The sequence below is a fragment of the Blastopirellula sp. J2-11 genome, assembly GCF_024584705.1.
GTDB lineage: Bacteria > Planctomycetota > Planctomycetia > Pirellulales > Pirellulaceae > Blastopirellula.
In genome coordinates this window covers 294472-316439 of the sequence record NZ_CP097384.1, presented here as the reverse complement: position 1 = coordinate 316439, position 21968 = coordinate 294472, and the positions used below count along the sequence as shown (strand labels likewise).

Below are 21968 nucleotides of genomic sequence, written 5' to 3'. Positions count from 1 at the left end.
CGCCTTCCCCTGAACCCAATGGCATCGCCGTGCGCGTGCTCCTCTTTCCCGTCGGCAGCTACGGTGACGTACATCCATTTATTGGAATCGCCTGCGAGCTCATGCGCCGTGGGCACCAAGTGCGTCTGCATACCAGCGAACACTTTCGCGGCTTGGCCGAAAAAGCCGGCGTCGAGTTTCAGCCGATCGATACGATCGAAGAGTACCAGCGGATCATCAAGGATCCCAATATCTTTCATCCCTTGCGTGGTTTCGGCACGATTGCCCGCAACCTGATCTTGCCCTGGCAGCGCCGACATTACGAAATCATCTCTCAAGCTGCCGCTACCGGTGACAAGGATATCGTGCTGGTCGGAACGGCGCTGTCGCAAGGACTGCAGATGGCTCACGAAAAGCTGGGGCTGTCGCTGGCCACGGTTCACTTACAACCTTCGGTAATGTGGAGCGACATCTGCCCCCCGCGATTGGTGCGGCACATGCCAGCGGGACCTGGACTTCCCCGCTGGTGGAACGCCGGCGTCTATAGCCTGGCCCAGAGCATCATGGTCGACCCTGTGCTGAAAGGTCCGACCAACACGTTTCGTCGTGAGCTTGGTCTGCCGCCGATTGCTCGTGCGACTCAACTCTTTCATTCGCCGCAGAAAGTGATCGGCATGTTTCCCGCGTGGTACGCGCCGCCGCAAGCCGATTGGCCCGCGAATACGGTGCTGACCGACTTTCCGCTCTGGGACGAATCGGAACTGGGGGACTTGGATACAGAAGTGCAAACGTTTCTGGACGGCGGCGATCGGCCGATCGTTTTTACGCCTGGTTCGGCGATGCTCAACGGGCATTCGTTCTTCGCCGAAGCGACCGCCGCTTGCCAACTGCTGGGGCGCCGCGGCATTCTGTTAACACGCTTTCCCGAGCAACTTCCGCCGCAGTTGCCCAGCAGCGTGCGTCATTTTTCGTACGTGCCGCTCTCGCAACTGCTTCCTCGCTGCGCGGCGCTGGTCTATCACGGCGGAATCGGCACTCTCTCGCAAGCAATCGCGGCCGGCATTCCGCATTTGATTATGCCGCTCAGCCATGATCAGCCCGACAATGCCGAGCGGATCGAGCGACTTGGTTTGGGGAGCACGCTCTATCCCCATCAATTTCGGGCTAGAAAAATTGCGGAAAAACTGCAACATCTATTGCAATCGGACGAAACGGCCGCCGCCTGCCGCGAGATTTCGGCTCGTCTGGCGAATCACCAGGGAGTCGCGCGTACGGCCGACGAAATCGAGCGTATGTTGACTTGCAACTCCCCTGCCGAATAACCGGTCCGACCGTAAACAAAACGGCGTCACGGTCGAAAAAAAATCGCCGGACCTGTAAGCAACAGGAGCCGGCGACGAAGAAAGATTTCACAGCGAGGGAGATTCTGTCGGTTGTCGAATCGTCCTGCAAGAGCCTGAAATGGGGAGACCACGATTTCCGACAAACCTTAACGCGACGCCAACTTGATTTCAATCCAACGGATCGTTGGGGGCGACCAAGTGGGTAAGGTTCATTACTGATCTGGGGAAGAAGGTTCATGCAAGGCTGGAAAATTATTCAAGCAGCGTTGTTGGCGCTCTTTATCGTCTTGCCGCCGCTGGGGCTGCATGCGGACGATGTCGACAACCAAGATTTGCCGCTCGCGGAAATCATTCACCGCTACGATGTCGATATTGATATCCAACCCGACTCGACGCTGCGCGTCGTCGAAACGATCGAAGTCACCGCGCTCGGCGATAAGATCCGCCGCGACGTCTATCGCGACTTTCCCGTCATCAGCTATCCTCTGCTGGGACTGCGTCTGCTGCACAACTTGGATGTCGTACGAGCCACGCGCGACGGAAAGCCGGAACACTTCCGCGTGGAAGAACCGGACGACAATCGCCCCCACGAAGCGCGCATCTATCTCGGCGAAGCGAACAAGCCGCTCTCCAAGGGCACGTATACCTACACGATCGAATACACGACCGATGGCTGGCTGCACGACGGCGAAGAAGTGGACGAACTCAATTGGAACGTCACCGGAAACTTTTGGGATTTTCCGATTGAACATTCGAGCGTCACGATTCATTTGCCTCGCGACTTCCAGCCCGACGAAATCACCATCGCCGCATGGACCGGCGCCGATGGAGAAAAGAAACAAGCTTGGCGTCAACTGGACGCGCCGGCCGATCAAGTCAAGCTTGAGACGACCGCCGTACTGAGCGCGAAGGAAGGTTGGACCGCTTCGGTGAAATTTCCATCCGGCGCCGTCACCTTTCCTGCGTCGAGCGACCTGACCGGCAAATTGCTCGAAGACAATCCCGATGTGCTTCTAACGCTGCTGACCCTTTGCTGTGCGCTGGGCGCCTATACGGCTGGCTGGATCATGGTCGGCAAAGATCCGGCGCCGGGCGCCGTCTTGGTGCAAGATGATCCGCCGGCGAATATTTCTCCCGCGGCGGCGCGTTACGTTGCGCGGATGGGATTCGACAGCGAATGTCTTGCCGCGGCCCTGGTCTACGCCGCTTCACGCGGGATCGTGTCATTATCTTGCAGCGAGTCAGGCGATTATACCTTGCGTAAAATCGATGAAGCGCGGTTCTCGGAGCTTCCTCCCGATGTCGAGGCGCTGCTGCGCGGACTGCTGGAAGATCGCACGCAGATTATTTTCAAGAAATCGCAACACAAGGTCATCGGCGCCGCCGTTTCTCAGTTCAAGTCAGCTCTGGCCGAAAACTATCGCGGCACGTACTTCCGGGTAAACGGCTGGTGGACCTTCTGGGGCATTTCGATTTCGATCGTCGGCATGGTCATGGCGATTCTTTCGTCCCCCAACTATCCGCTGGGGCTGTTCTTTACGGCCTGGCTTTCGTTCTGGACGATCGGCGTCTTCTTCCTGGGGACGATGGTCTGGACCACATGGAGCCTGGTCCTGTTTGGTCCTGGCGGCCCCGTGCAGCGCGGCTTGGCCTTGGGCGGAGCGCTCTTCATCACGGCGTTTGCGACTCCATTTTTTATCGCCGAATTTGTGGTGCTCGGAATCTTCGCCTATTACGTGAGCTTTTACATTCCACTGGGCGTGGTGCTGCTCGTCATCATGGCCTGGCGATTTTATCACTGGATGAAGCGTCCCACCCACGAGGGACGCCAAATGCTCGATCAACTGGAAGGTTATCGCCAATGGTTAGAAGGAGAATTCATCCGTCAGGTGCAGTACGCCGCTTCGCCCGAAGAGGGAGCGATGTTGTACGACGATCGGCTTCCTTGGGCGATGGCGTTTGACATGAAAGAAGGCTGGTACGAGCAACTCGGTCAAAAGGTGTTGGAAGCAAGCCAATTCAATTCCAACCTGAATCATCGCCCCATGCATTCGTCGTTGCCGTTTGGAACGAGCGGCTCAGGCCGCATGTTGACAGGCGCAGCATTGGCCGGCGCAATCGGCGGAGCGGTCGCATCCTCGTCGGTCAGTCCCAGCAAAGGGGGAAGCAGCGGCGGAGGCGGTTCTTCCGGCGGCGGTGGTGGCGGAGGAGGCGGCGGCGGCTGGTAATACTAGTACGCGAATCACCACGAGATTTCTTATGGGCCAAATTTCCGGTTGGCCGCGATAGCTCCGCTATCGGGGCGGCGCAGCCGTAAGCGGACTTTGTTGGCGGAATGTACCGGATGAGGATTCTCCATCCCAATCCGCCAAGCCAAAGTCCGCATAGAGACTGACGGCGGATTGAGTCCGCTTACCGACTTCGTCGGCCCCGATAGCAGAGCTATCGCGGCCAACCATTTGCTGTCAACGATTGTTCCACTTCAACGCTTGCCCTTCTCTGGAAACGAACGCGGTGTCTACGACTAACCTGCAAAAAACCATCGCATCAGCCAACGGGCTCGAAGCGACTCGCCTGGCTTACCACCAAATGACGACGGGAAGTTCTCCTCTCGACGCCGCCGTCGCCGGAGTCACGCTACTGGAGGATGATCCCGACGAATTGACCGTCGGCTACGGCGGGCTTCCCGATGGCAGCGGCGAAGTGACGCTCGACGCGGCGGTGATGGATGGCCCGCAACATCGCGGCGGTTCCGTTATTGGCCTCAAGAACGTACGACACGCCGCCCAAGTCGCGCGTTTGGTGATGCAGCAAACTCGTCGGGCAATGCTTTGCGGCGACGGAGCGTTGGAGTTCGCCAGAGCCAACGGATTTGTCGAGGAGAACCTGCTGACCGAAAAGGCCCGCCAGATCTGGCTCTATTGGAAACGGCTGGAATGTCGGGGCAAAGATTGGCTCCCGCCGCAGCCAGGCGAGTTTGACGCCGAAACAATCGCCGAGTTCGAACGCTACTACCCGATCACCGGTGAGAAAGCGTCTGGAGGCACCGTTCATCTGGCGGCGCGCGACGCCGGCAGCGATTTGGCCTGCGCGACAACGACTAGCGGCCATTGCTTCAAAATGCCGGGGCGAGTCGGCGACTCACCGATCTTTGGCGCCGGGCTCTATGTCGACAACAACATGGGAACCTGCGGCAGCGTCGGTCATGGTGAAGCGAACCTGCTGAATTGCTCCAGCTTTCAAGCGGTTTACCAAATGGGCCGCGGAGCCAGTCCGATCGATGCGGGCCTTGAAACGCTGGCGATGATCGCCCAGCATGCCGCCGCGCATGAACGAGACGACGCCGGCAAGATCGCTTTTAATTTACAACTGTTCCTGCTGCACAAAGATGGTCGCCATGCCGGTGTCGCGATCCGCGGCGCCAAGCAGATTGCCGTGACCGACGGAGACGGCACGCGTTTGGAAGCGTGCGTCAATCTTTGACAGCGCCGCTACGCCGCTACGCCGCGTCGCTTCAACTTCTTCAAGCGGCGTCGCTCAGCCTTGGAGAGCAAGTGATCTGGCTTCGCTTCCAGCATCGCGATCTCGTCCTCATTGCCGTTGTCATCACTGCCTCCGCCAAGCGTCAGCGGTTCCATTTTTAAGGTTTGCGGAGGAGCCGCTGTCTCGGCTTGTTGTTGCTTTAGCATCGCGCGGCGCGCGCTCGACGCCAACGGAGATGCGGCCGGCTTTTTCTCGACAGACTCCTCTGCTTCCGACTTCGCTTTCCCACCAAAGCCGAACCAACCTCGCTTCTGCTCGTCGGCCGCTTGCTCTTTGGCAGGGGATTTTTCCGCCGGCTTGGTTGACGATTTAGCGGCCGGTTTGGCTGGCTGCTTCTTTTCGGCCTCTACGTCGGCGGCTGCTTCCTTTTTCGCTCCAAAGCCAAACCAGCCGCGTTTCGGCGACTCCGCTTCGCTTGTTTTGACCTCTTGCTTGGCGACCGACGGTTTGGGGGGCGCTGACTTTGCGGCCGGTTTCGCTACTTCTTTCACGGCCGCAGCAGCAGTCTCCGTTGCCGATTGTCGCTTGCCGCCAAAGCCAAACCAGCCGCGTTTTCTTTCCGTCAGCGTTTCGTCTTCGTTGGCCTTTTTGGCTGTCTTGGCGGCAGGTTTCGCGGTTCGCTTCGGCGCGGGGGCTTGCTCCGCTTCTTCGTCAGCTGCGGGCTTCGACTTCTTCGCGCCCCATGAGAACCAACCTGCTTCTGAGTCGGCCTCGGCGGCAGTCGCTTGCTCCGCTTCTTCTTTCTTCACAATCGTCGGGCGGCGACGTGTGGTTTTGGCCGGCGACTTCTCCACAGCCTCCGTCGTTTCGGCAGCGGCGCGGACGGCTATCAAGCCGATCGCATCCATCCAGACGAAACGAGCGTACTGCATCAACATCATCGACATGAGCCACATGCCGCTGAGATAAAGTACGCAGGTCGAGAGCGCTGCGTCGATTTGCTGGGGCCATAAAATCAAATTCGCTTTCGCAGCGACAAACGTCCCGAAGGTCGCGATCGACAACAAAGCGACCACCACCGAGCCGCGGCTGGCGCGAACTTCCCAAACAATCCGGGCAAAAGCGAGTCCGTAGAAGGACGTCGCGACCAACAACGCCCAACCATGCTCGAGATCGGCAAATTGGCGCCCACTGGCTTGCTCGATTAACTGTCCCAGCGGATGGCGAAAGTCGACCAGCAGATCGATTCCCGCAATCCCCAACACCGCGACCGCCCACAACCAAACATGATAGCGACCCCGATAGTCGTCCAATCGGTGACGGCGAATGCGATAGATCACCAGCGCTGCTTGCGTCGCGGTCCAAAATGCGATGATCGCCAACCAGCCGCCCAAACTATTGACGGTGGTCAAATCGGCGAACGACGCCTTTTGGCTGACGTAGTAGTGCAAAGTCGCCAACAGACCGATCAGAACAATGCCCAACAGATAGTAGGCGCCAACCGAGGTCCAATGGAGCGGAATTAGATCCACGATACGAACGCGCCGCTCCAACAGGGCCTGCGATGAGTATCGTCGAGCCCGTTTCCCGTTGGTTGCGTCGTCACCGCCGGCGTCGGCATCGCGGCCGCCCGCGTTACGATCATCGAGAATGGCGCGTCGACGACGATCGTCGCGCGTTGCGTTCCGCCTGAATTCCATCTTCCCTGACGCTGTGCTAGCAATTGTGAAACGACGAATCCTTTCGCCGCTAGGAGAGGCCTGATACTTATAGGAGTTCGGCAGTCAGACCGGGCCTTCTAAAGTCAGGCTCGGCTTGAATTTTTTCTTACTCAACCGCGCAACTCGCACACCGTTGCTAGCGGATCGCTACACGGTTGGTCAGCAAGCCAAGCCCTTCGATCTCGACTTCGACCTGATCGCCGGGTTGCAGAAAAACCTGCGGATTACGCGCAACGCCGACTCCATGCGGAGTGCCGGTAAAAATCAGGTCTCCCGGCTGTAACATCACCACGTTCGACAGATATGAAATCAGAAAGTCGATTTTGAAAATCAGTTGGCTCGTCGACGATTCTTGCATCAACTCGCCGTTCAAACGGCAGCGAATCGCGAGGTTATTCGGATCGGCAATTTCATCCGGCGTGTATAATACCGGCCCTAGCGGCGCGAACGTATCAAACGTTTTTCCCAACAACCATTGCTTGCCGGGCTTCCCTTTTTGCCAGTCGCGAGCGGAGATATCGTTGCCGCAGCAATAGCCGCCGACATGGCTCATCGCTTCTCCCTGCGGGATATGTTTGCCGGCGGTCCCAATCGCGACGACCAGTTCCGCTTCGTAGTCGACCTGACTGCTTTCGGGGGGGAGATGGATCTCGTCATGGTCAGCGATCAAGGCCGACGAGAATTTGTTGAAAATTATCGGCTCATCCCCAACGGTGGCGCCAGTCTCTTTGGCATGATCGGCGTAGTTCAAACCGACGCAAATCACTTTTTGCGGGTTAACGATCGGGGTCAAAATACGCGATCCCGGCGGGATCGGATCGCCATGCTCTCGCGCGGCGAGAACCTTGTCGCGAGCTACGTCACCCAGCGCTAGCAGCGACTTCATATCAGTCGGCAGCGTGTGATCGGTATGGTGAAGATCGATAAAATCGTCGCCGCGGGCAACCGCCGCACGGGGACCTGCTTCGCTTTGATAAGTGACCAAACGCATGAGTATCGGCTCCCGGAGAATCCTTAAAATCATTACAGCCGGCGATGCTTACGTTATCGCATCGTACTGCTGGGGGCAACGCGCCGGCCTCTTCTGTCTACTAGTTTGACCTTAGACGATCCGCGACCTAGGTTTTCTCCAAAGTCCTAAAAATCCGCCGAGAGCCTACTTTCGTGACTCGGCATCCTGTTTCGCCAGCTAGACGCCTGCGCCTTATGGACACTGATTCATCCGCCGATTTCGGCGTTGATCCCGGAGAGTCAACCGATCATCGCTTTGGAGCGCTCCAGCAGTTGCTGCTGCGCACTGAAGAAATTGATGACGAAGCGCTTGTCGCCGCAGCTTTAGAACAACAAAACCAACTGGTTCAGGTGCGACTGGGAGTCGCCAGCAGTCTGTTTACCGCGCTCAAAGCGAAACATCCCCCGACTGCCGCTCATTCGCTGCGCGTCGCGACCAGCATCTCGACCTGGGCGGCGGTACGTGGAAACTCCCACTCGGAAAGAGACGAACTGGAAGTCGCCGCATTGCTGCATGACGTCGGTAAGCTGGCGGTGCCGGACTATCTCCTCGCCAAACCGGGCAAACTGAACGACGAAGAACTGGCGCTGATGGATGAACATCACGCCGCCGGCGTTGAGATCATCGAACATTGCTGCTCTGACGCCGGAATTATGGCGGTGATCCGACATGCGGGCGCCTGGTTCGACGGCAGCAAACGCGCCTTCCCCCTTTGCGGCGACGATATTCCGCGCGGCGCACGAATGCTGGCGATCGTCGATGCGTTCGATTCGATGATCACCGATCAGGTCTATCGCCGGGCGCGCAGCAAAGATCGCGCCTTGGCCGAGTTGTTCGCTTACGCCGGATCGCAGTTCGATCCTGAATTGGTGAGCGACTTCTGCACGTTCCAAATGCGTTTCTCGAACAAACTCCAGCACGACGTCGCCCAACAATGGCTGCGCGATTTGTCGCCGGATCAGTCGAATTCGCACTGGGATCACATCATTCCCCAGCGAATCGATCGTCCCAATCAATTGCTGAACCTATTCCATGAGAACCTGTTTCGCAACGTTCACGACGGGCTGATCTACGTCGGCGCCGATCTGAAAATCTTACGTTGGAACCATGCGACGGAAACGTTGACCGGATTGTCGGCCGAATCGGTTTTGAATCGAAATTGGTCGCCAAAACTTGTCGGTATGGGAGACTCTTCTGGTCGCTTCTTGCCCGAACGAGAAGATCCGCTGGCCGCGTCGATTCAAAGCGGGCTGCAGTCGGTGTTGCGACTGACGATCCGTGATGCGCAAGGAGAGTACTCGGCGATCACCGCACACATTTCGCCGGTCATCACCGAAGATGGGATTGGACGCGGCGCCACGCTGCAGCTTTGTGACGCCAGCGGTATTCAGCGTCTGGAAGAACAGCTTCGCTCGTTGCACGTCAAAGCGACGCGCGATCCGCTGACGAGCTTGGCGAATCGATCCGAATTGGATCGTGCGTTGAATGAAATGGTCCGCAAGCATAGCGGATCGAACCGTCCGTGCAGCCTGATCATCTGCGATCTCGATTTCTTCAAGCGCATCAACGACAACTATGGTCACCAAGCAGGTGACGACGCGTTGGTTAGTTTCGCGTCGCATTTGAAGCGTCATGCGTTGCCCGGCGACATCGCGGCTCGCTATGGTGGCGAAGAATTTGTGTTGGTCTGCGGACACTGTGACATGAAAACGGCCGCGCAACGCGCCGAGGCCATCCGCCAAGAGGTTGCTTCGACCGCACAGCCTTCGTTGGGAGGCAAAAATCTGAACGCCAGCTTTGGCGTCACCGAGTTGCAAGAAGGCGATACGCCGGAGTCGATGCTCAACCGCGCCGACCGCGCCCTGCTGCAGGCGAAAGAGCTGGGACGCAACATGGTGATCCAGCTCGGATCGGGTCGCGATGCCCCCGAAAAACGAGAGCGGCGAAATTGGTGGTCGGCGCTATTCGCACATCGTTCGCCAGACGCGCTGGTCGAGCGAACTATGACGACGCGAGCGCCCCTGAAAATGGTCTGGGAAAAGCTCCGCGGCTTTTTAACCGATCATGTCGCGGAAGTCGTTGATACCAGCGAGCAACAATTAACGCTTGCTTTTGACGGTGACACCTTTGGCATTACGCGGCGGAATTCCGATCGAGGGGCCGCACTAGTCATGTCGATTCGTCCGCGCGAACAGCAGGACGAACGTGGAATGACCAGCACGGTGATTGAAGTCTCGGTGGCGCCGCGCCGCAGTCGTGATCGCCGTCGTAGCGATGCGTTGCAGCGTGCTCGTCAGTTGATGGCCAGCTTGCAATCCTATCTGATGGTGCACGATTTTAGCGAAGGCGTCGTCGGCGCAGAAAAAGAGGCGCCGACCCTTTGGGATCGCGTGGCGGCGAAATTTAAAAAACCTCCGACGGACGATCGGCGATAACTCGCGGAAGGGATAGGACCTACGATGATCCGAATCGGAGCGCAAGTCAGCGGCTGCGAGCATACGCTCTTCAGCCAACTGCAACGAGAGTACTCGGGCGCAGCGCAAATGGAACTCCGATATGAGATCGATTCCTCGATCGCTGATTTCGGCGATGACGAAAGCGTGTTATTTGCACAGGCCGATTTCCAGGACCGCGCTCAAGTGATTACCGGTGCGCTGGCGCAGGTCGATTTCGCGACTTCGGTAACCGCTCAGGCCCAATTGACGATCGATTTGATTCGAACCCAATTGAATCAAATTCAGCTCAATTCCCTCTCTATCGTCGATCCAAATTGCCGGTCAGAGCAGATCACCGCAAGACGCGTGAAAATTGACCAGGCGCTCGGCGAAATCAATCGTCTCGCCACTGCTGAATTCCATGATCGCCCATTGCTCGACGGCTCGTGTGATTTTCGCGTTATCGGCCAAAACAGAGCGCAGGTCCGCGAAGTAACCGTCGACCGGATTTCAGGACCGACTCGACTTTCCGCCGCGAAACCGGCGACATTGATCTATCACGGGCAGCAAGGTCGACTGACGAACGACGCCGACTTTACGCTGACCGGCCCCTTTGGCGGCGACATCATTTCTCTCGTACAGAATCAATCGCTCGAAACAGCTGCCGAGCAAATCAACGCATCCACTGCTCTGACCGGCGTTCGTAGTACCGCCGAAGCCGATCAACTCACACTCGAAAGCGTTTTCTCTGGCTCGGAAGCGACGATCTCGATCGATGTTCACTTTGGTCAGTTTCACGCAGTGGACAGCACAGGCAAGCTGGTCGCGTGTGGTGACGACGGCCTGTTTGCGGCGCGACCTTCCATCGTCGGGCGAGTGATTGCGCCCGCTTCCGCCGCAGGATCGGAAATGACCGCCGAAATCAATGGGCAATTGCTCACCGGCAAGCGGATGGTCGTCAGCGAAGAAACGGCCCACTTTTCGCTTGAGTTCGTTACAGGGTTCACCGGCGAATTCGACCCCATCATACTGAGTGACGAAGGGGTCTGGAAGTTTCGTTTATCGACGGCGATGGGCGATGTGACGCCGCTCGGATTACCCAATCTGACGCCGGAATCGCTGGGAGGCGAGAGCGGATCTCTGGCGGACTTGCGATCCGCCGTAAACGATCCGCAAGCGTTCAACCCGCGCGACTCGCGTTCAATCCGCATCATTGAAGAAGCTCTCACCAAACTCAATCAAGCGGAACAGCGGCTCGACGCCTTCGCCGACGACACCATCGCAACAAGCGCCGCGTTGCTCGCCGGCCTGAAAGCGTCGCTCGAAGATTCTTGCGAGGAAGCGCCGCCGGAGAAAGAATCGATCACTCCAGAGCCGCAAACGATGCAGCGCCAACTCTCGAAAAGTATCCTCGCCTCCTTGGCGACGATCGGCCAACAACGAACAAGCGTCGTCCGTTTTCTGCAGATCATCGAAGAAGGCGATTAGCAAAGTTCGCCGTTTCTCTTTTGACGGACGAAAGCGGTTCAAATTCCGTGGGACAGATCTTTGGCGCCATGAATAACGCGATGGACATAGATGCCGTTGGTCACGACTCTTCTCTACTTTCGCGTTGGCTCCACTCTTCGTTCATTTCACGCTTGAACTTGTCAATATCGAGGATTTCTCCTTCGCGAAAACGCTCCAGTTCCGCTTGATAAGCTTGGAACGCGGCGACCGCTGCGATATTTTGCATCAGCCAGAGGCATTACTTTCCGAAAAGTCGGGGGAAATCTCGCGCCGCGTGGATCACTCGCTCAATCACGATTCCGCTCGGAATGACCGCATAGACCACCACGATGGAATGCACTGAGAATATCCGCAGCTCAGGGCCGAGATCGTTGCGAATTTCCCCCAAGAGCGGCGAAGTTGCGTAGAGTTCGATCTTATTTTGAATCATATCGAGAAGTAATTCGTCGTTCTGAGGACTCTGTTGATCGAACGCGATGTAATCGACGATCATCGCCAGATCGTTCTGCGCTCGAACGTCCCAGAAAACGCGAGCGCTCACGCCTGATCTCCACGTCGTCGCTTATCCCAGCGCTCGCGTGCAAGGCGTTTAAATTCTTCGATATCCAATTCTTCGTATTCGCCTCGGGCGAGTCGGTCCAAGCCAGGCTTTATTTCTTCGCGAAAACGCTCCAGCTCCGCTTGATAAGCTTGGAATTCGGCGACCGCTTCAGCGATGCTCATTTCCGAGCCGCTGGCGATTCTCTGGCCGATGAATTGATGGAATTGCTGCAGTTCTTGCGCTGCATCCGTCGCCATAAGATTCTCCCCAGTTTGGTCTTTCTATTCTACTCAAGGAGACTTTCGACCGGAAACCTTTAATACCCGTCCGCTTCCATCAGCTCTTCATTGAGCGCCAGCCACTGTTCTTCTAACTGCTCTAGTTCCTGCGATATGGCGAGCAATTGTTCGTGCGTCTTTTGCGCTTCTTTGGGGTCGGTCAGCTTCATCAATTGGGCATTGATCGCCTTTTTCTCATCGTCCATCTTCGCGATCTTGACCTCGATCTTTTGCAGATCTTTTCGCATCGTGCGCAGCTGTTTGTTGCGGTCGCGGCGATCGCTGCGATCTCCGCCGACGCTGTGATGGTCGCCGCCGCCGGGCGATTTACTTCCTTTGGCGCCCCCCCCTTCTTCGTCAATCTCTTGGTTCAAGCGATAGACGTAGTGGTCGTAGTCGTCGGGGAAATGAATCACCTGGCCATCCCGGACTTCCACAATATTGGTCGCGACGCTTTTCATAAAGTAGCGATCATGGCTGGTGAAAATGATCGTGCCGTTATACGACTCCAGCGCCTGGACCAGCGACTCCACCGTTTCGACATCCAAATGGTTGCCTGGTTCGTCGAGGATCAGAACGTTGTGCTTGCCTAGCAGCAGACCCGCCAAGCAAAGTCGGGCACGCTCACCACCGCTGAGGACCTTGACTTTCTTTTTGACATCATCACCGCGGAACAGAAAACTGCCGGCGACATTCAGCACTTGCTGGGTGCTGACGTCCGGATCAGCGGCGCTGCGCAGATAGTCTTCGACCGTTTCATTTTGTGGCAGCGTCGTATAGACGTGTTGGGCGTAGACGCCGACATCGGCGTGATGCCCCCACTTCACATCCCCATCCAGCGGCTCGATCGATCCGACCAACGTTCGCAGCAGCGTCGTCTTTCCTTGACCGTTGTCGCCAACCACGCCGATCCGTGAGCCATGCTCGATATCCAAGGTCACTTCATCGGCGATCTTTTTGTCGGGGTAGCCGATCACCATGTTGTCGCAACGAACGACCGTGCCGCGACGGCGCTCGACGATCGGCACCCGAACGTAGGCCAACGCATCCGATTCTTCAATTTCGACCAACTGCAGTCGATCCAGCTGCTTCGCTTTGCTGCGGGCCTGGCTCGCGGTGCTGGCGGCGGCTCGGTTTTTATCGATAAACCGCTGCAACTGTTTTTGCTTCGCTTTGACCGAAGCGTTGACGCGCTGATCGTGCTCTTTGCGTTCTTCCTGCACAATGAGATAAGCGTCGACATCGCCGGGGAACATTTGCAACTTGCCGCGCGCCAATTCCAACGTGTGCGTACAGGTCTGCTTCAAAAAGGCCCGATCGTGCGAAACGACCATGACGCCGCCGCGGAAATCGAGCAAGAAACGCTCGAGCAACATTTGCGTCCGCAAGTCAAGAAAGTTGGTCGGTTCGTCGAGCAACAGATAGTTGGGATCGTGCAGCAGCAGCGCGGTCAGTTTGACGCGGGTCTGCCATCCGCCAGAGAGCTGCCGAACGGGAGACTCCAGCATCGCTCCTTTGATCTCGAACTGGCCGGCGACTTCGCCACATTTCCAGTCAGGCTGGCCGCTGTCGCGCATCAGAAAGCCGACGACGGTTTCCCCTTCTTCAAACGGATCGTGCTGCCGCAAATAGCCGAGCCGGAGCTTGGGGTGGAGAATCACGTCCCCTTTTTCCAGCTCCTCATCTCCCAAGATCGCGCGACACAAAGTTGACTTGCCGGCGCCGTTGCGACCGATCATCCCTACCTTTTGCCCCTCGATCAGCGATGCGCTCGCCCCATCAAGCAATACCTTATGGCCAAATCGTTTGACGACGTTTTGTATCTGGATCAGCGGAGTCACGGAGCTACGGTCTCTAAAGAAAAATGAAAGAATGCTAACCAATTCTTCATCAAGTCGAACCTACCCAAATTAATGGATCAGCCGTATTCTAACGTTGACGCCCATCTGGCGGCGGCAAGCTCTTACGAGAACATGGCGGTGGGCGATCGGCTCACTCGTCGGGCGGCACGCACAAAAGCGAACATGAATTCTCAGCCCGGAGGCGCTATTTTCACCGAAACTCGCCGAGCGTCCAGAGCGCCCTACAACGAAGGGGTGCTGGCGCCAGCGAGTTTGGCCGAATTGCGCCGGCGACATCCCAATTTTAGCGGCGATTGGTCCCATCTGGCTCGGCTCGAGGCCGAACTTGCCCTCGAAACTGGCTCGGTGGAGCGATTTGCTCGCTGGAATCGCTGGCGATTAGAGCAACCGGCCGTCGACAATCCCCGCTTCGAGCCGGTCCATTTAGAAGGAGCTTCCTACCGCCGCGCTGATTTTAGGGGCGCCAATCTCGACGGCGCCTTCTTTTGTCAGGCTCAACTTGCCGGCTGCGATTTGCGGGAAGTTAGTGGAAAACAGGCAAATTTTCAGAACGTGAACTTTGCTCGGGCCGATCTCTCCCGCACTGACTTTACCGGCGCCCAACTGACCGACGCCGATCTTTCTGGCGTAGTCGCGGTCGCCGCCCATTGGAAACAGGCAGATTTTTCCGGCGCTCAACTGACCGAAGCCGACTGCCGTCATTGCGGTCTTCAAGGGGCGCAACTTGCGAACGCTCGCATGCCGCGAATCAATCTGACTGGCGCCGACTGTAGCGGCGCTCAGCTTCGACTGGCCGATCTTAATGAAGGGACGCTCGAACAAACCAACTTTGCGGGGGCCGACCTGGACGAAGCGAACCTGCACTACGCCAACGGCCACAACGCCAATTTTGCCGACGCCAAGCTGGATAACGCCGATCTGACCGGTTCCTCCTGTCTGGGCGCTAATTTTACTCGGGCCAGCTTTCATGGCGCGATCCTGCGACAAGCCAACCTGGGCAGATGCCAATTGACTTCGGTCCAAGGCCTACTGCTAGATGAAACCTTTCTGGCCGGTGACGAGTTCACCTCCCAAGCGAAAGATCCCTGGAACACGCTGCTGAAGACCTACACCTGGCGGCGATTGCCGATCATGGCGGCCTGGATGCTGTTGTTTTTCGCGCCGTTTTTGCTTCGTCCTTCGATCCCCACGCCGCGGGAAATGATCGAACCAACGCCGGACGCCAGTTTTTTGCAACTGCAGGAAGCCGCGAAGAAACTGCCGCTCCAATCACCCGAATTTGAGCGATTTGCGGTCGATCGCTACTACGCACTGTTACCGCGGATCGCGTCGGCCGAGAATTGGCCCATGCAGTTTTGGCTGGTCCTGGGGGGCGCCGAAGGCTTGATCTTTTGGCTAGGAACCATCCTGATCGTCGCCGCAATCTGGCAACGTGGAATCCTCAACTTCTACGTCGCTCGACTACGGCAAAAAGCGAAGATGTTTCGCCGAACTCCTTCTCTGGCCGAATATTGCGGTCAGTTTCACGGCCCTGCCGAAGAAGACCAAGGAGGCGCGGTCGCGGCCATTTATCATTGGCTCGCAGGTCACCTGACCGAGCGAGTCCGGATGACCGGAGGCGACATCGTTCGATTTCGCCCACGGCGACTTTTCGCGCTGCCGAGTTGGATCCACCAGATCTTGTCGCGATGGAAAAAACTGTGGAACAAGATGCTTCCCGACTGGGTCAAAACGCCCCCCCCGGCGTCACTCGCCGAAGTTTTTGGCGTTTATCGGATGCATCGCGTCAATCGGATGTTGATCTGGGCCAGTTTCACGCTGATCGCATTCGTCTGGCTCCGCCTGGCCGCGATGGCCTATCTCGGAATGTAGCGAACCCGACTCTCAAGGGGGCGAGAAGGGTCTGAAAAAGGGCGTCATAAACAGGGAATCCGGTCCCAGTTTTGCTGCAAAACTGGGACCTGCCCCCCTTTTTATGGCCGATCACTCGCGGAACTCTATTTCTGCTCTGGCCACCTAAATCCCCCAATCGCGGTTGTCACTGCAAGCCGGATTTGTTCCACTCTGTTAGCTACAAGATTGCTCGGCCTGCTTGATTCGCCCGCCATGACTCGCACTTTCGTCACTGACTTCGTCTCGATCGACCCCAGTCCAGAATGGGCGGTGAAGTTGCGCGCCTATAAAGACGACGTTCGACAGTTGGTTGGCGACCAGACCTATCTTGACGATCCGCCCCACATGACCGCCTATCTGGCCCGCTTTCCGGAAGGGGTTGAAATTGACGAAACGATCGCCGAGGTCGCAGGCCAATTCGCTCCGCTTAAGACGGAGCTGGCCGGCTGGCACGTGCTGGAAGCAGACCCTTGGACCGGTGAGCGCACGTTGACGATTCGCGTCAGTGAAAGTTCGCAACAAGCGATCCGAAATCTGCAAACCAAGATTGCGGCTTCAATTTGCGATCAACGCGATCGCGAAGCGACTCAGCAGCACTACCGCGCTGTGCTGCCGAATTTCACTCCCTTGCAGCGAGAATCGATCGAGCAAACCGGCTTTCCCTTTGCCGGCGAAGATTGGCAGCCGCAGTTTACCATCGCATCCATTCGCAAATCGGATTGGAAACGGGTCGCTGATACGTTGCTGCTTCAGCCCCCCTCGGGGCAATCGGTCTGCAGCAGCGTAACGCACTATCGTATTATCGACGGCGAGACCTATCCGCTGCAGCGTTACGAACTTCGCTGAAAATTCTTGGTGTTTCTCCGTCACAATGGGAAGACTTGGCGAGCTTGAACGAGATGCTCTTCCAGCAATTTGCGGAGAATAGTTGACAGCACCCCGCCTGACAAGCGAATGTAGTGCGAACGATGCTCACCATGGACGAATGCACCCAACTGGAAAACGCGAATGCGAAGCTTGCGCAAAGGGAGATTTCGCCTAGCATGCTGCGGTATGATGCGCTGGCCTCTTGCCTTGGCGCTGGTGGCGCTCTCGCCGCTGCTCTTAGCGGCGCAAACCCCAGAAATGTTTGACCCGGCGAGTCCCGACGCTACCGAAATTCGAGAGCTTTTCTATCTGGTGCTGGCGATCACAACGCTCATCTTTGTCCTAGTCGGCGGAGCGCTCGCCTATTTCATCTATCGCTTTCGAGATCCGCCGGGCGCTCCTCGCGATGATAGCGAACCGCCGCAGGTTTACGGCAGCCAACCAATTGAAATCGCCTGGACGCTGGCCCCCACGTTGATCGTGCTTGTGCTCAGTTTGGTGGTGATTCGCTCGGTCATCGCGATGCGATCCGAGCCGCCGACCGAAGGGACCTTGCGCGTCCGCGCTGTCGGCCATCAGTGGTGGTGGGAGTTTGAATATCCCGAGTTTGGATTTACGACCGCCAATGAGCTGGTCATTCCGACTTCCGACGCCGACGCGCCGACGCCCGTTTATCTGCAGTTGGAATCGGCGGATGTGATTCATAGCTTTTGGGTGCCGAAATTGGCGGGCAAGACCGACTTGGTTCCGGCGAAGACGAACCGCATGCGGCTCGAAGCCAATTCGGCCGGAATCTATGAAGGTCGCTGCGCCGAATACTGCGGCACGCAACATGCAAAAATGTTGCTCCGCGTGACCGCCGTTTCGCCAGCCGAGTTTGAAAAATGGGTCGCTGAGCAACAGCGTAGCGCTGTGGTCGCCGCGTCGGTCGACGCAGGTCGGCAGATCTTTATGGATCAGGCCTGCGCCAATTGTCATACGATTCGCGGAGAACCGGCGATCGGCAAGTTTGGCCCTGATCTGACGCACCTGATGAGCCGCCATACGATCGCCTCCGGCGTTCTGGAAAACAATCGCACGAATCTGGCCGACTGGTTAACCAATCCCGATCAGGCGAAGCCAGGGAGCCGGATGCCGAACATGCGGCTCAGCCCGACAGAAGTGAAACAGTTGGTCGACTATTTGATGACGTTGGAATAACCATGGCGATCGCCGAAACAGAACAATCGAGCGCGGCCTCGCCGCTGGTGACGCAACTGCATGGTTGGGTGACGACGGTCGATCACAAGCGGATCGGCATTCTGTACATCTTGATGAGCCTTTTCTTTTTGGTGGTCGGCGGCGTCGAGGCGCTCCTCATTCGTTTGCAGCTGTGGGCGCCCAATAACACGCTGATCGGCCCCGATACGTTCAACCAGCTGTTTACGATGCACGGCACGACGATGATCTTCTTCGTTGTGATGCCGATGCTTTCCGGCTTCGCCAACTATCTGGTGCCGCTGATGATCGGCTGCCGCGACGTCGCTTTTCCACGTTTGAACGCACTTGGCTTTTGGTTGGCCCTCTTCGGCGGGTGCATCCTGTACACCAGCTACTTTACCGGCGATGCGCTGTATGGACTTGGCTCGGCGCCCGACGTTGGTTGGTTCGCTTACGCTCCGCTCACTTCGCCTGCCTACGCGCGCGGCGGCAGCGTCGACTATTGGATTTTGGGAACGCTGGTCAGCGGCGTCGGCACGCTGACCTTTGCGGTCAACCTGATCGCCACCATCCTGACGATGCGAGCGCCAGGGATGAAGCTGAATCAGGTTCCGCTGTTCGTCTGGATGATGCTGGTCGACGCCGGGCTGATTATCGTCGCATTTCCTCCGCTCACAGCGGCGCAGATCATGCTGCTGTTGGATCGTTACGCCGGCGCCCACTTTTTTGATACTCAGGCTGGCGGATCGGCGCTGTTATGGCAGCACTTGTTTTGGTTCTTCGGGCATCCCGAGGTCTATATCATGGCGTTGCCGGCGTTCGGGATCATCTCCGAAATCGTGCCGGTCTTTTCGCGTAAAGTAATCTTCGGCTACGCATCGATGGCGGCCGCGACTGCGGCGATTGGCTTTATCAGCTTGGGCGTTTGGGCGCATCACATGTTTACGGTCGGGCTCGACGATCGCTTGGATGCGTTCTTTTCGGCCGCCAGCTTTTTGATCGCGGTGCCGACCGGCATCAAAATTTTCAACTGGACCGCGACGCTCTACGGCGGACGACTACAGCTACGGACGCCGATGTTGTTCGCACTCGGTTTTCTCGGCATGTTTTTGATCGGCGGATTGACCGGCATCATGTTGGCGACGGTCCCCGTCGACTGGCAAGTTTCGGACAGCTACTTTTTGGTCGCGCACTTTCACTATGTGCTGTTCGGCGGAAGTCTATTCGCGCTGATGGGAGGCTGCTATTACTGGTTCCCGAAAGCGACCGGCAAGATGCTCAGCGAGACGCTGGGCGCCTGGCATTTTTGGCTGCTGTTTATTGGATTCAATTTGCTGTTTGGGCCGATGCACATCGCCGGCATCATGGGCATGCCGCGGCGCGTGTACACCTATGAAGCAGGCCAAGGTTGGGATTTTTGGAATCAACTTTCGACGGTTGGCGCCTTTATCATGGGGATCGGCTTCCTGATCTTCTTTATCAACCTGGTTCTCTCGCTGCGGTCAGGCAAGAAGGCCGGCGATGATCCGTGGGACGCTTGGACCCTGGAATGGGCGACCAGCAGCCCGCCGGCGTCTTATAACTTTGAACAAATCCCCACGGTACGCAGCCGGCGACCGCTATGGGATCTGAAACATCCGGAAGATCCGGACTGGAAATATGAATAAGCCCAGCAGCGAAGAATCAATTCCGATACCGCCGCCGGTCGAAAGCGAATTCCCGCTTTCCCCTGCGCAGGTCGGCATGGCGACATTCCTGTGCTCCGAAGCGGCGTTCTTCAGCACGCTGGTCGTCGCCTATTTGATTTACTTAGGAGAAGATCAGACTGGCCCCACGCCGGCCGAGTCGCTTAGTCTGACGCGAGCCGTGATCAACAGCGCCTTTCTGCTAGGGAGCAGCGGCACGATCATGCTGGCGATGAACGCGCGGAAAGCGAAGAGCCTGAGCGGTTTCAGCGTCTGGATGTTCGTCACGATCGCGCTCGGCGCGCTGTTTTTGGTCGGCACCGCTTACGAGTGGGAAGAGCTGATTTATCAAGACGGACTAACGATCGGCCGCAATCTGTTTGGCACGACATTCTATACGTTGATCGGCTTTCACGCGTTTCACGTCACGCTGGGACTGGTGCTGCTGACCGTCATCACCTGTCTCGAGCGCGCCGGTCGCTTGAGCGCCCAGAGCGAAGCGACGGAGCTTGTCTCTTGGTATTGGCATTTTGTCGACGCCGTTTGGATTGTGATTTTCGGGGTCGTTTATTGGATGGGAACGTAACGAGCAACCATGTCTGACTTGCCTGCCAATCCTGATCCGCCGCCGCATCATGACGAAGCGATCGTCATGCCGCGCTCGACCGCCTGGCCGATGGTGCTGGCGTCAGGAGTCGGTCTGATGGCGATTGGGATTCCAACCAACTTGATCTTTTCGATCGTCGGACTAGGAATCGTCTTCACCGCGTTGTTCGGCTGGTTCGGACAATTGCTGACCGACGAAGCCGAAGTCGAAGAACCCTTGGTCGCGCCGGAGCGACGCGCGAAATCGATTCGTCCTTCGCACAAAAGGGTTCTCTCGCCGACTCCGGGTCAACGCCTAGAGCTTCCCGAAAAGGTTCATCCTTATTCGGCCGGCGTCAAAGGGGGCCTGGCCGGCGGCGCCGTAATGGCGATCGTCGCAACGCTCTATGGCTTGTTCAGCGGGCGCGGCTTGTGGTATCCGATCAACTTGCTCGCGGCGATGATCCTCCCCCATTTCGCCGATGACACGGCGGTAGAACTCAGCCAGTTTAGTCTGGCGGCGCTGCTGGTCGGCATCGTGCTGCACCTGGTCACCTCGCTGTTGGTAGGACTCTTCTTCGGCGTGCTGCTGCCGACGCTCCCCAACTCGCCGGTGTTTTGGGGCGGAGTCGTGGGGCCGTTGCTATGGTCCGCCGGCATCTACAGCTTCATGGGCGTGCTCAATCCGGTCATGAGCGACTATGTCAGTTGGCCCTGGTTTATCGCGTCGCAGTTTGCGTTTGGGATCGTGATGGGATTGGTCGTCGTGCGGTCCGAAAAAATCTCGGCCCAAAGTCTGTCGCCTGCCAGCGAAGAGGAGCCGCGCGATGCGAACAACTAACGTCAACGCGATGGTCGCCACCACACTGCTGCTCGCAGCAATGTCGATCGGCTGCGGCAAGCCGGATCCGGCCGACCGTTTTGTGCGACCGGATGACATCACCGATTTCCAGGTGCTGTTCCAACAAAACTGTTCTGGCTGTCATGGCGCCGCCGGAGATCTTGGCCCGGCGCCGCCGCTGGCCGATCCGTTGTTCCAAGCGATCGTCAGCGATGATCAATTGCGAGAAACGATCGCCAATGGTCGGTCAGGGACATTGATGCCGGCGTTTGAGCAGGAACAAGGGGGCTCGCTGACGACCGACCAGGTGCAGATTCTGGTTACAGGAATTCGCGAAACTTGGAAACCCGCCAGCACGCCGACCAACAAGCTGCCGCCGTATCAAGTTTCGGCCGCTGATCCGGCTGGGCTGAAAGACGCCAACGTCACAACCGGCAAAGAGCTCTTTGAAACCTCCTGCGCCAAATGTCACGGCGTTGGCGACGGTGCTGGTCCGTTGAACGAGCCGGCGCTGGCCAAGTTGATGAGCGACATCGTGCTGCGGCGGTTGATCATCACTGGACGGCCCGACTTGAAGATGCCCGATTATGTGACGCTTGGCAAAAAATCGCACACCGGCGAAGCGTTGACGTCTCAAGAGATTTCCGACATCGCCGCCTACGTTCGCACGCTGCAACAACCGACAAAGATCGCCGCTCTCCCGGCGGACGAAACCCAATAAACCTATCGATTTG

Annotated in this window: 18 protein-coding genes; 12 read left to right on the top strand and 6 right to left on the bottom strand. The window is 57.5% G+C overall.

Annotated elements, in window-relative coordinates; translation table 11 throughout:
- Positions 1-29: 29 nt before the first annotated feature.
- The 3 genes from M4951_RS01360 to M4951_RS01350 all read left to right on the top strand — a co-directional run bounded on the left by M4951_RS01360 (position 30) and on the right by M4951_RS01350 (position 4805).
- Positions 30-1301, top strand: coding sequence for a glycosyltransferase (locus M4951_RS01360; protein ID WP_315985754.1), 1272 nt, complete (start codon positions 30-32; stop codon positions 1299-1301).
- Between the two features lie 257 nt (positions 1302-1558).
- Positions 1559-3550: a DUF2207 domain-containing protein gene (locus M4951_RS01355; protein WP_262024689.1), complete on the top strand. Its 1992-nt coding sequence runs from the start codon at positions 1559-1561 to the stop codon at positions 3548-3550.
- 286 nt (positions 3551-3836) lie between these two features.
- On the top strand, positions 3837-4805 hold the full coding sequence (locus tag M4951_RS01350) for an isoaspartyl peptidase/L-asparaginase (protein ID WP_262024688.1): 969 nt from the start codon (positions 3837-3839) through the stop codon (positions 4803-4805).
- A gap of 8 nt (positions 4806-4813) precedes the next feature.
- Here the strand turns inward: M4951_RS01350 and M4951_RS01345 are convergent, their stop codons facing one another.
- Both M4951_RS01345 and M4951_RS01340 read right to left on the bottom strand, forming a co-directional pair.
- Complete coding sequence (locus M4951_RS01345; protein WP_262024687.1) at positions 4814-6505, bottom strand: hypothetical protein; 1692 nt, start codon at positions 6503-6505, stop codon at positions 4814-4816.
- A 157-nt stretch (positions 6506-6662) separates the two neighbouring features.
- Positions 6663-7517 carry a fumarylacetoacetate hydrolase family protein gene (locus M4951_RS01340; protein ID WP_262024686.1) on the bottom strand — a complete coding sequence of 285 codons (855 nt, stop codon included), beginning with the start codon at positions 7515-7517 and terminating at the stop codon, positions 6663-6665.
- A gap of 215 nt (positions 7518-7732) precedes the next feature.
- Here M4951_RS01340 and M4951_RS01335 point away from each other — a divergent pair, with 215 nt between their 5' ends.
- Both M4951_RS01335 and M4951_RS01330 read left to right on the top strand, forming a co-directional pair.
- Positions 7733-9973 (top strand): diguanylate cyclase domain-containing protein, encoded by a 2241-nt coding sequence (locus M4951_RS01335; RefSeq protein ID WP_262024685.1) that lies wholly within the window; start codon positions 7733-7735, stop codon positions 9971-9973.
- A 24-nt stretch (positions 9974-9997) separates the two neighbouring features.
- Positions 9998-11461: a hypothetical protein gene (locus tag M4951_RS01330; RefSeq protein WP_262024684.1), complete on the top strand. Its 1464-nt coding sequence runs from the start codon at positions 9998-10000 to the stop codon at positions 11459-11461.
- Between the two features lie 100 nt (positions 11462-11561).
- Here M4951_RS01330 and M4951_RS01325 read toward each other — a convergent pair whose 3' ends face one another.
- Genes M4951_RS01325 through M4951_RS01310 form a run of 4 tightly spaced genes read right to left on the bottom strand, consistent with a single transcriptional unit; the run spans position 11562 to position 14142 of the window.
- On the bottom strand, positions 11562-11708 hold the full coding sequence (locus M4951_RS01325) for a hypothetical protein (RefSeq protein WP_262024683.1): 147 nt from the start codon (positions 11706-11708) through the stop codon (positions 11562-11564).
- A 12-nt stretch (positions 11709-11720) separates the two neighbouring features.
- Positions 11721-12023, bottom strand: a complete 303-nt coding sequence (locus M4951_RS01320) for a type II toxin-antitoxin system RelE/ParE family toxin (protein WP_262024682.1) — start codon at positions 12021-12023, stop codon at positions 11721-11723.
- Entirely contained in the window at positions 12020-12280 is a 261-nt protein-coding gene (locus M4951_RS01315; RefSeq protein ID WP_262024681.1) for a hypothetical protein, read from the bottom strand. The genes M4951_RS01320 and M4951_RS01315 overlap by 4 nt, the downstream gene beginning before the upstream one ends.
- A gap of 59 nt (positions 12281-12339) precedes the next feature.
- Positions 12340-14142 carry an ABC-F family ATP-binding cassette domain-containing protein gene (locus M4951_RS01310; protein WP_262024680.1) on the bottom strand — a complete coding sequence of 601 codons (1803 nt, stop codon included), beginning with the start codon at positions 14140-14142 and terminating at the stop codon, positions 12340-12342.
- Between the two features lie 183 nt (positions 14143-14325).
- Here M4951_RS01310 and M4951_RS01305 point away from each other — a divergent pair, with 183 nt between their 5' ends.
- From M4951_RS01305 to M4951_RS01275, 7 genes are all read left to right on the top strand, one after another.
- Positions 14326-16035: a pentapeptide repeat-containing protein gene (locus M4951_RS01305; protein ID WP_262024679.1), complete on the top strand. Its 1710-nt coding sequence runs from the start codon at positions 14326-14328 to the stop codon at positions 16033-16035.
- A 234-nt stretch (positions 16036-16269) separates the two neighbouring features.
- A complete protein-coding gene (locus tag M4951_RS01300; protein ID WP_262024678.1) occupies positions 16270-16902 on the top strand; it encodes a 2'-5' RNA ligase family protein in 633 nt (210 codons plus the stop codon).
- 207 nt (positions 16903-17109) lie between these two features.
- Complete coding sequence (gene coxB / locus M4951_RS01295; protein WP_262024677.1) at positions 17110-18123, top strand: cytochrome c oxidase subunit II; 1014 nt, start codon at positions 17110-17112, stop codon at positions 18121-18123.
- A 2-nt stretch (positions 18124-18125) separates the two neighbouring features.
- Positions 18126-19790, top strand: coding sequence for a cytochrome c oxidase subunit I (gene ctaD, locus M4951_RS01290; RefSeq protein WP_262024676.1), 1665 nt, complete (start codon positions 18126-18128; stop codon positions 19788-19790).
- Positions 19783-20394, top strand: a complete 612-nt coding sequence (locus M4951_RS01285; RefSeq protein WP_262024675.1) for a heme-copper oxidase subunit III — start codon at positions 19783-19785, stop codon at positions 20392-20394. The genes ctaD and M4951_RS01285 overlap by 8 nt, the downstream gene beginning before the upstream one ends.
- 9 nt (positions 20395-20403) lie before the next feature.
- A complete protein-coding gene (locus M4951_RS01280) occupies positions 20404-21234 on the top strand; it encodes a hypothetical protein (protein ID WP_262024674.1) in 831 nt (276 codons plus the stop codon).
- On the top strand, positions 21221-21955 hold the full coding sequence (locus M4951_RS01275; RefSeq protein WP_262024673.1) for a cytochrome c: 735 nt from the start codon (positions 21221-21223) through the stop codon (positions 21953-21955). The genes M4951_RS01280 and M4951_RS01275 overlap by 14 nt, the downstream gene beginning before the upstream one ends.
- Positions 21956-21968: the final 13 nt, after the last annotated feature.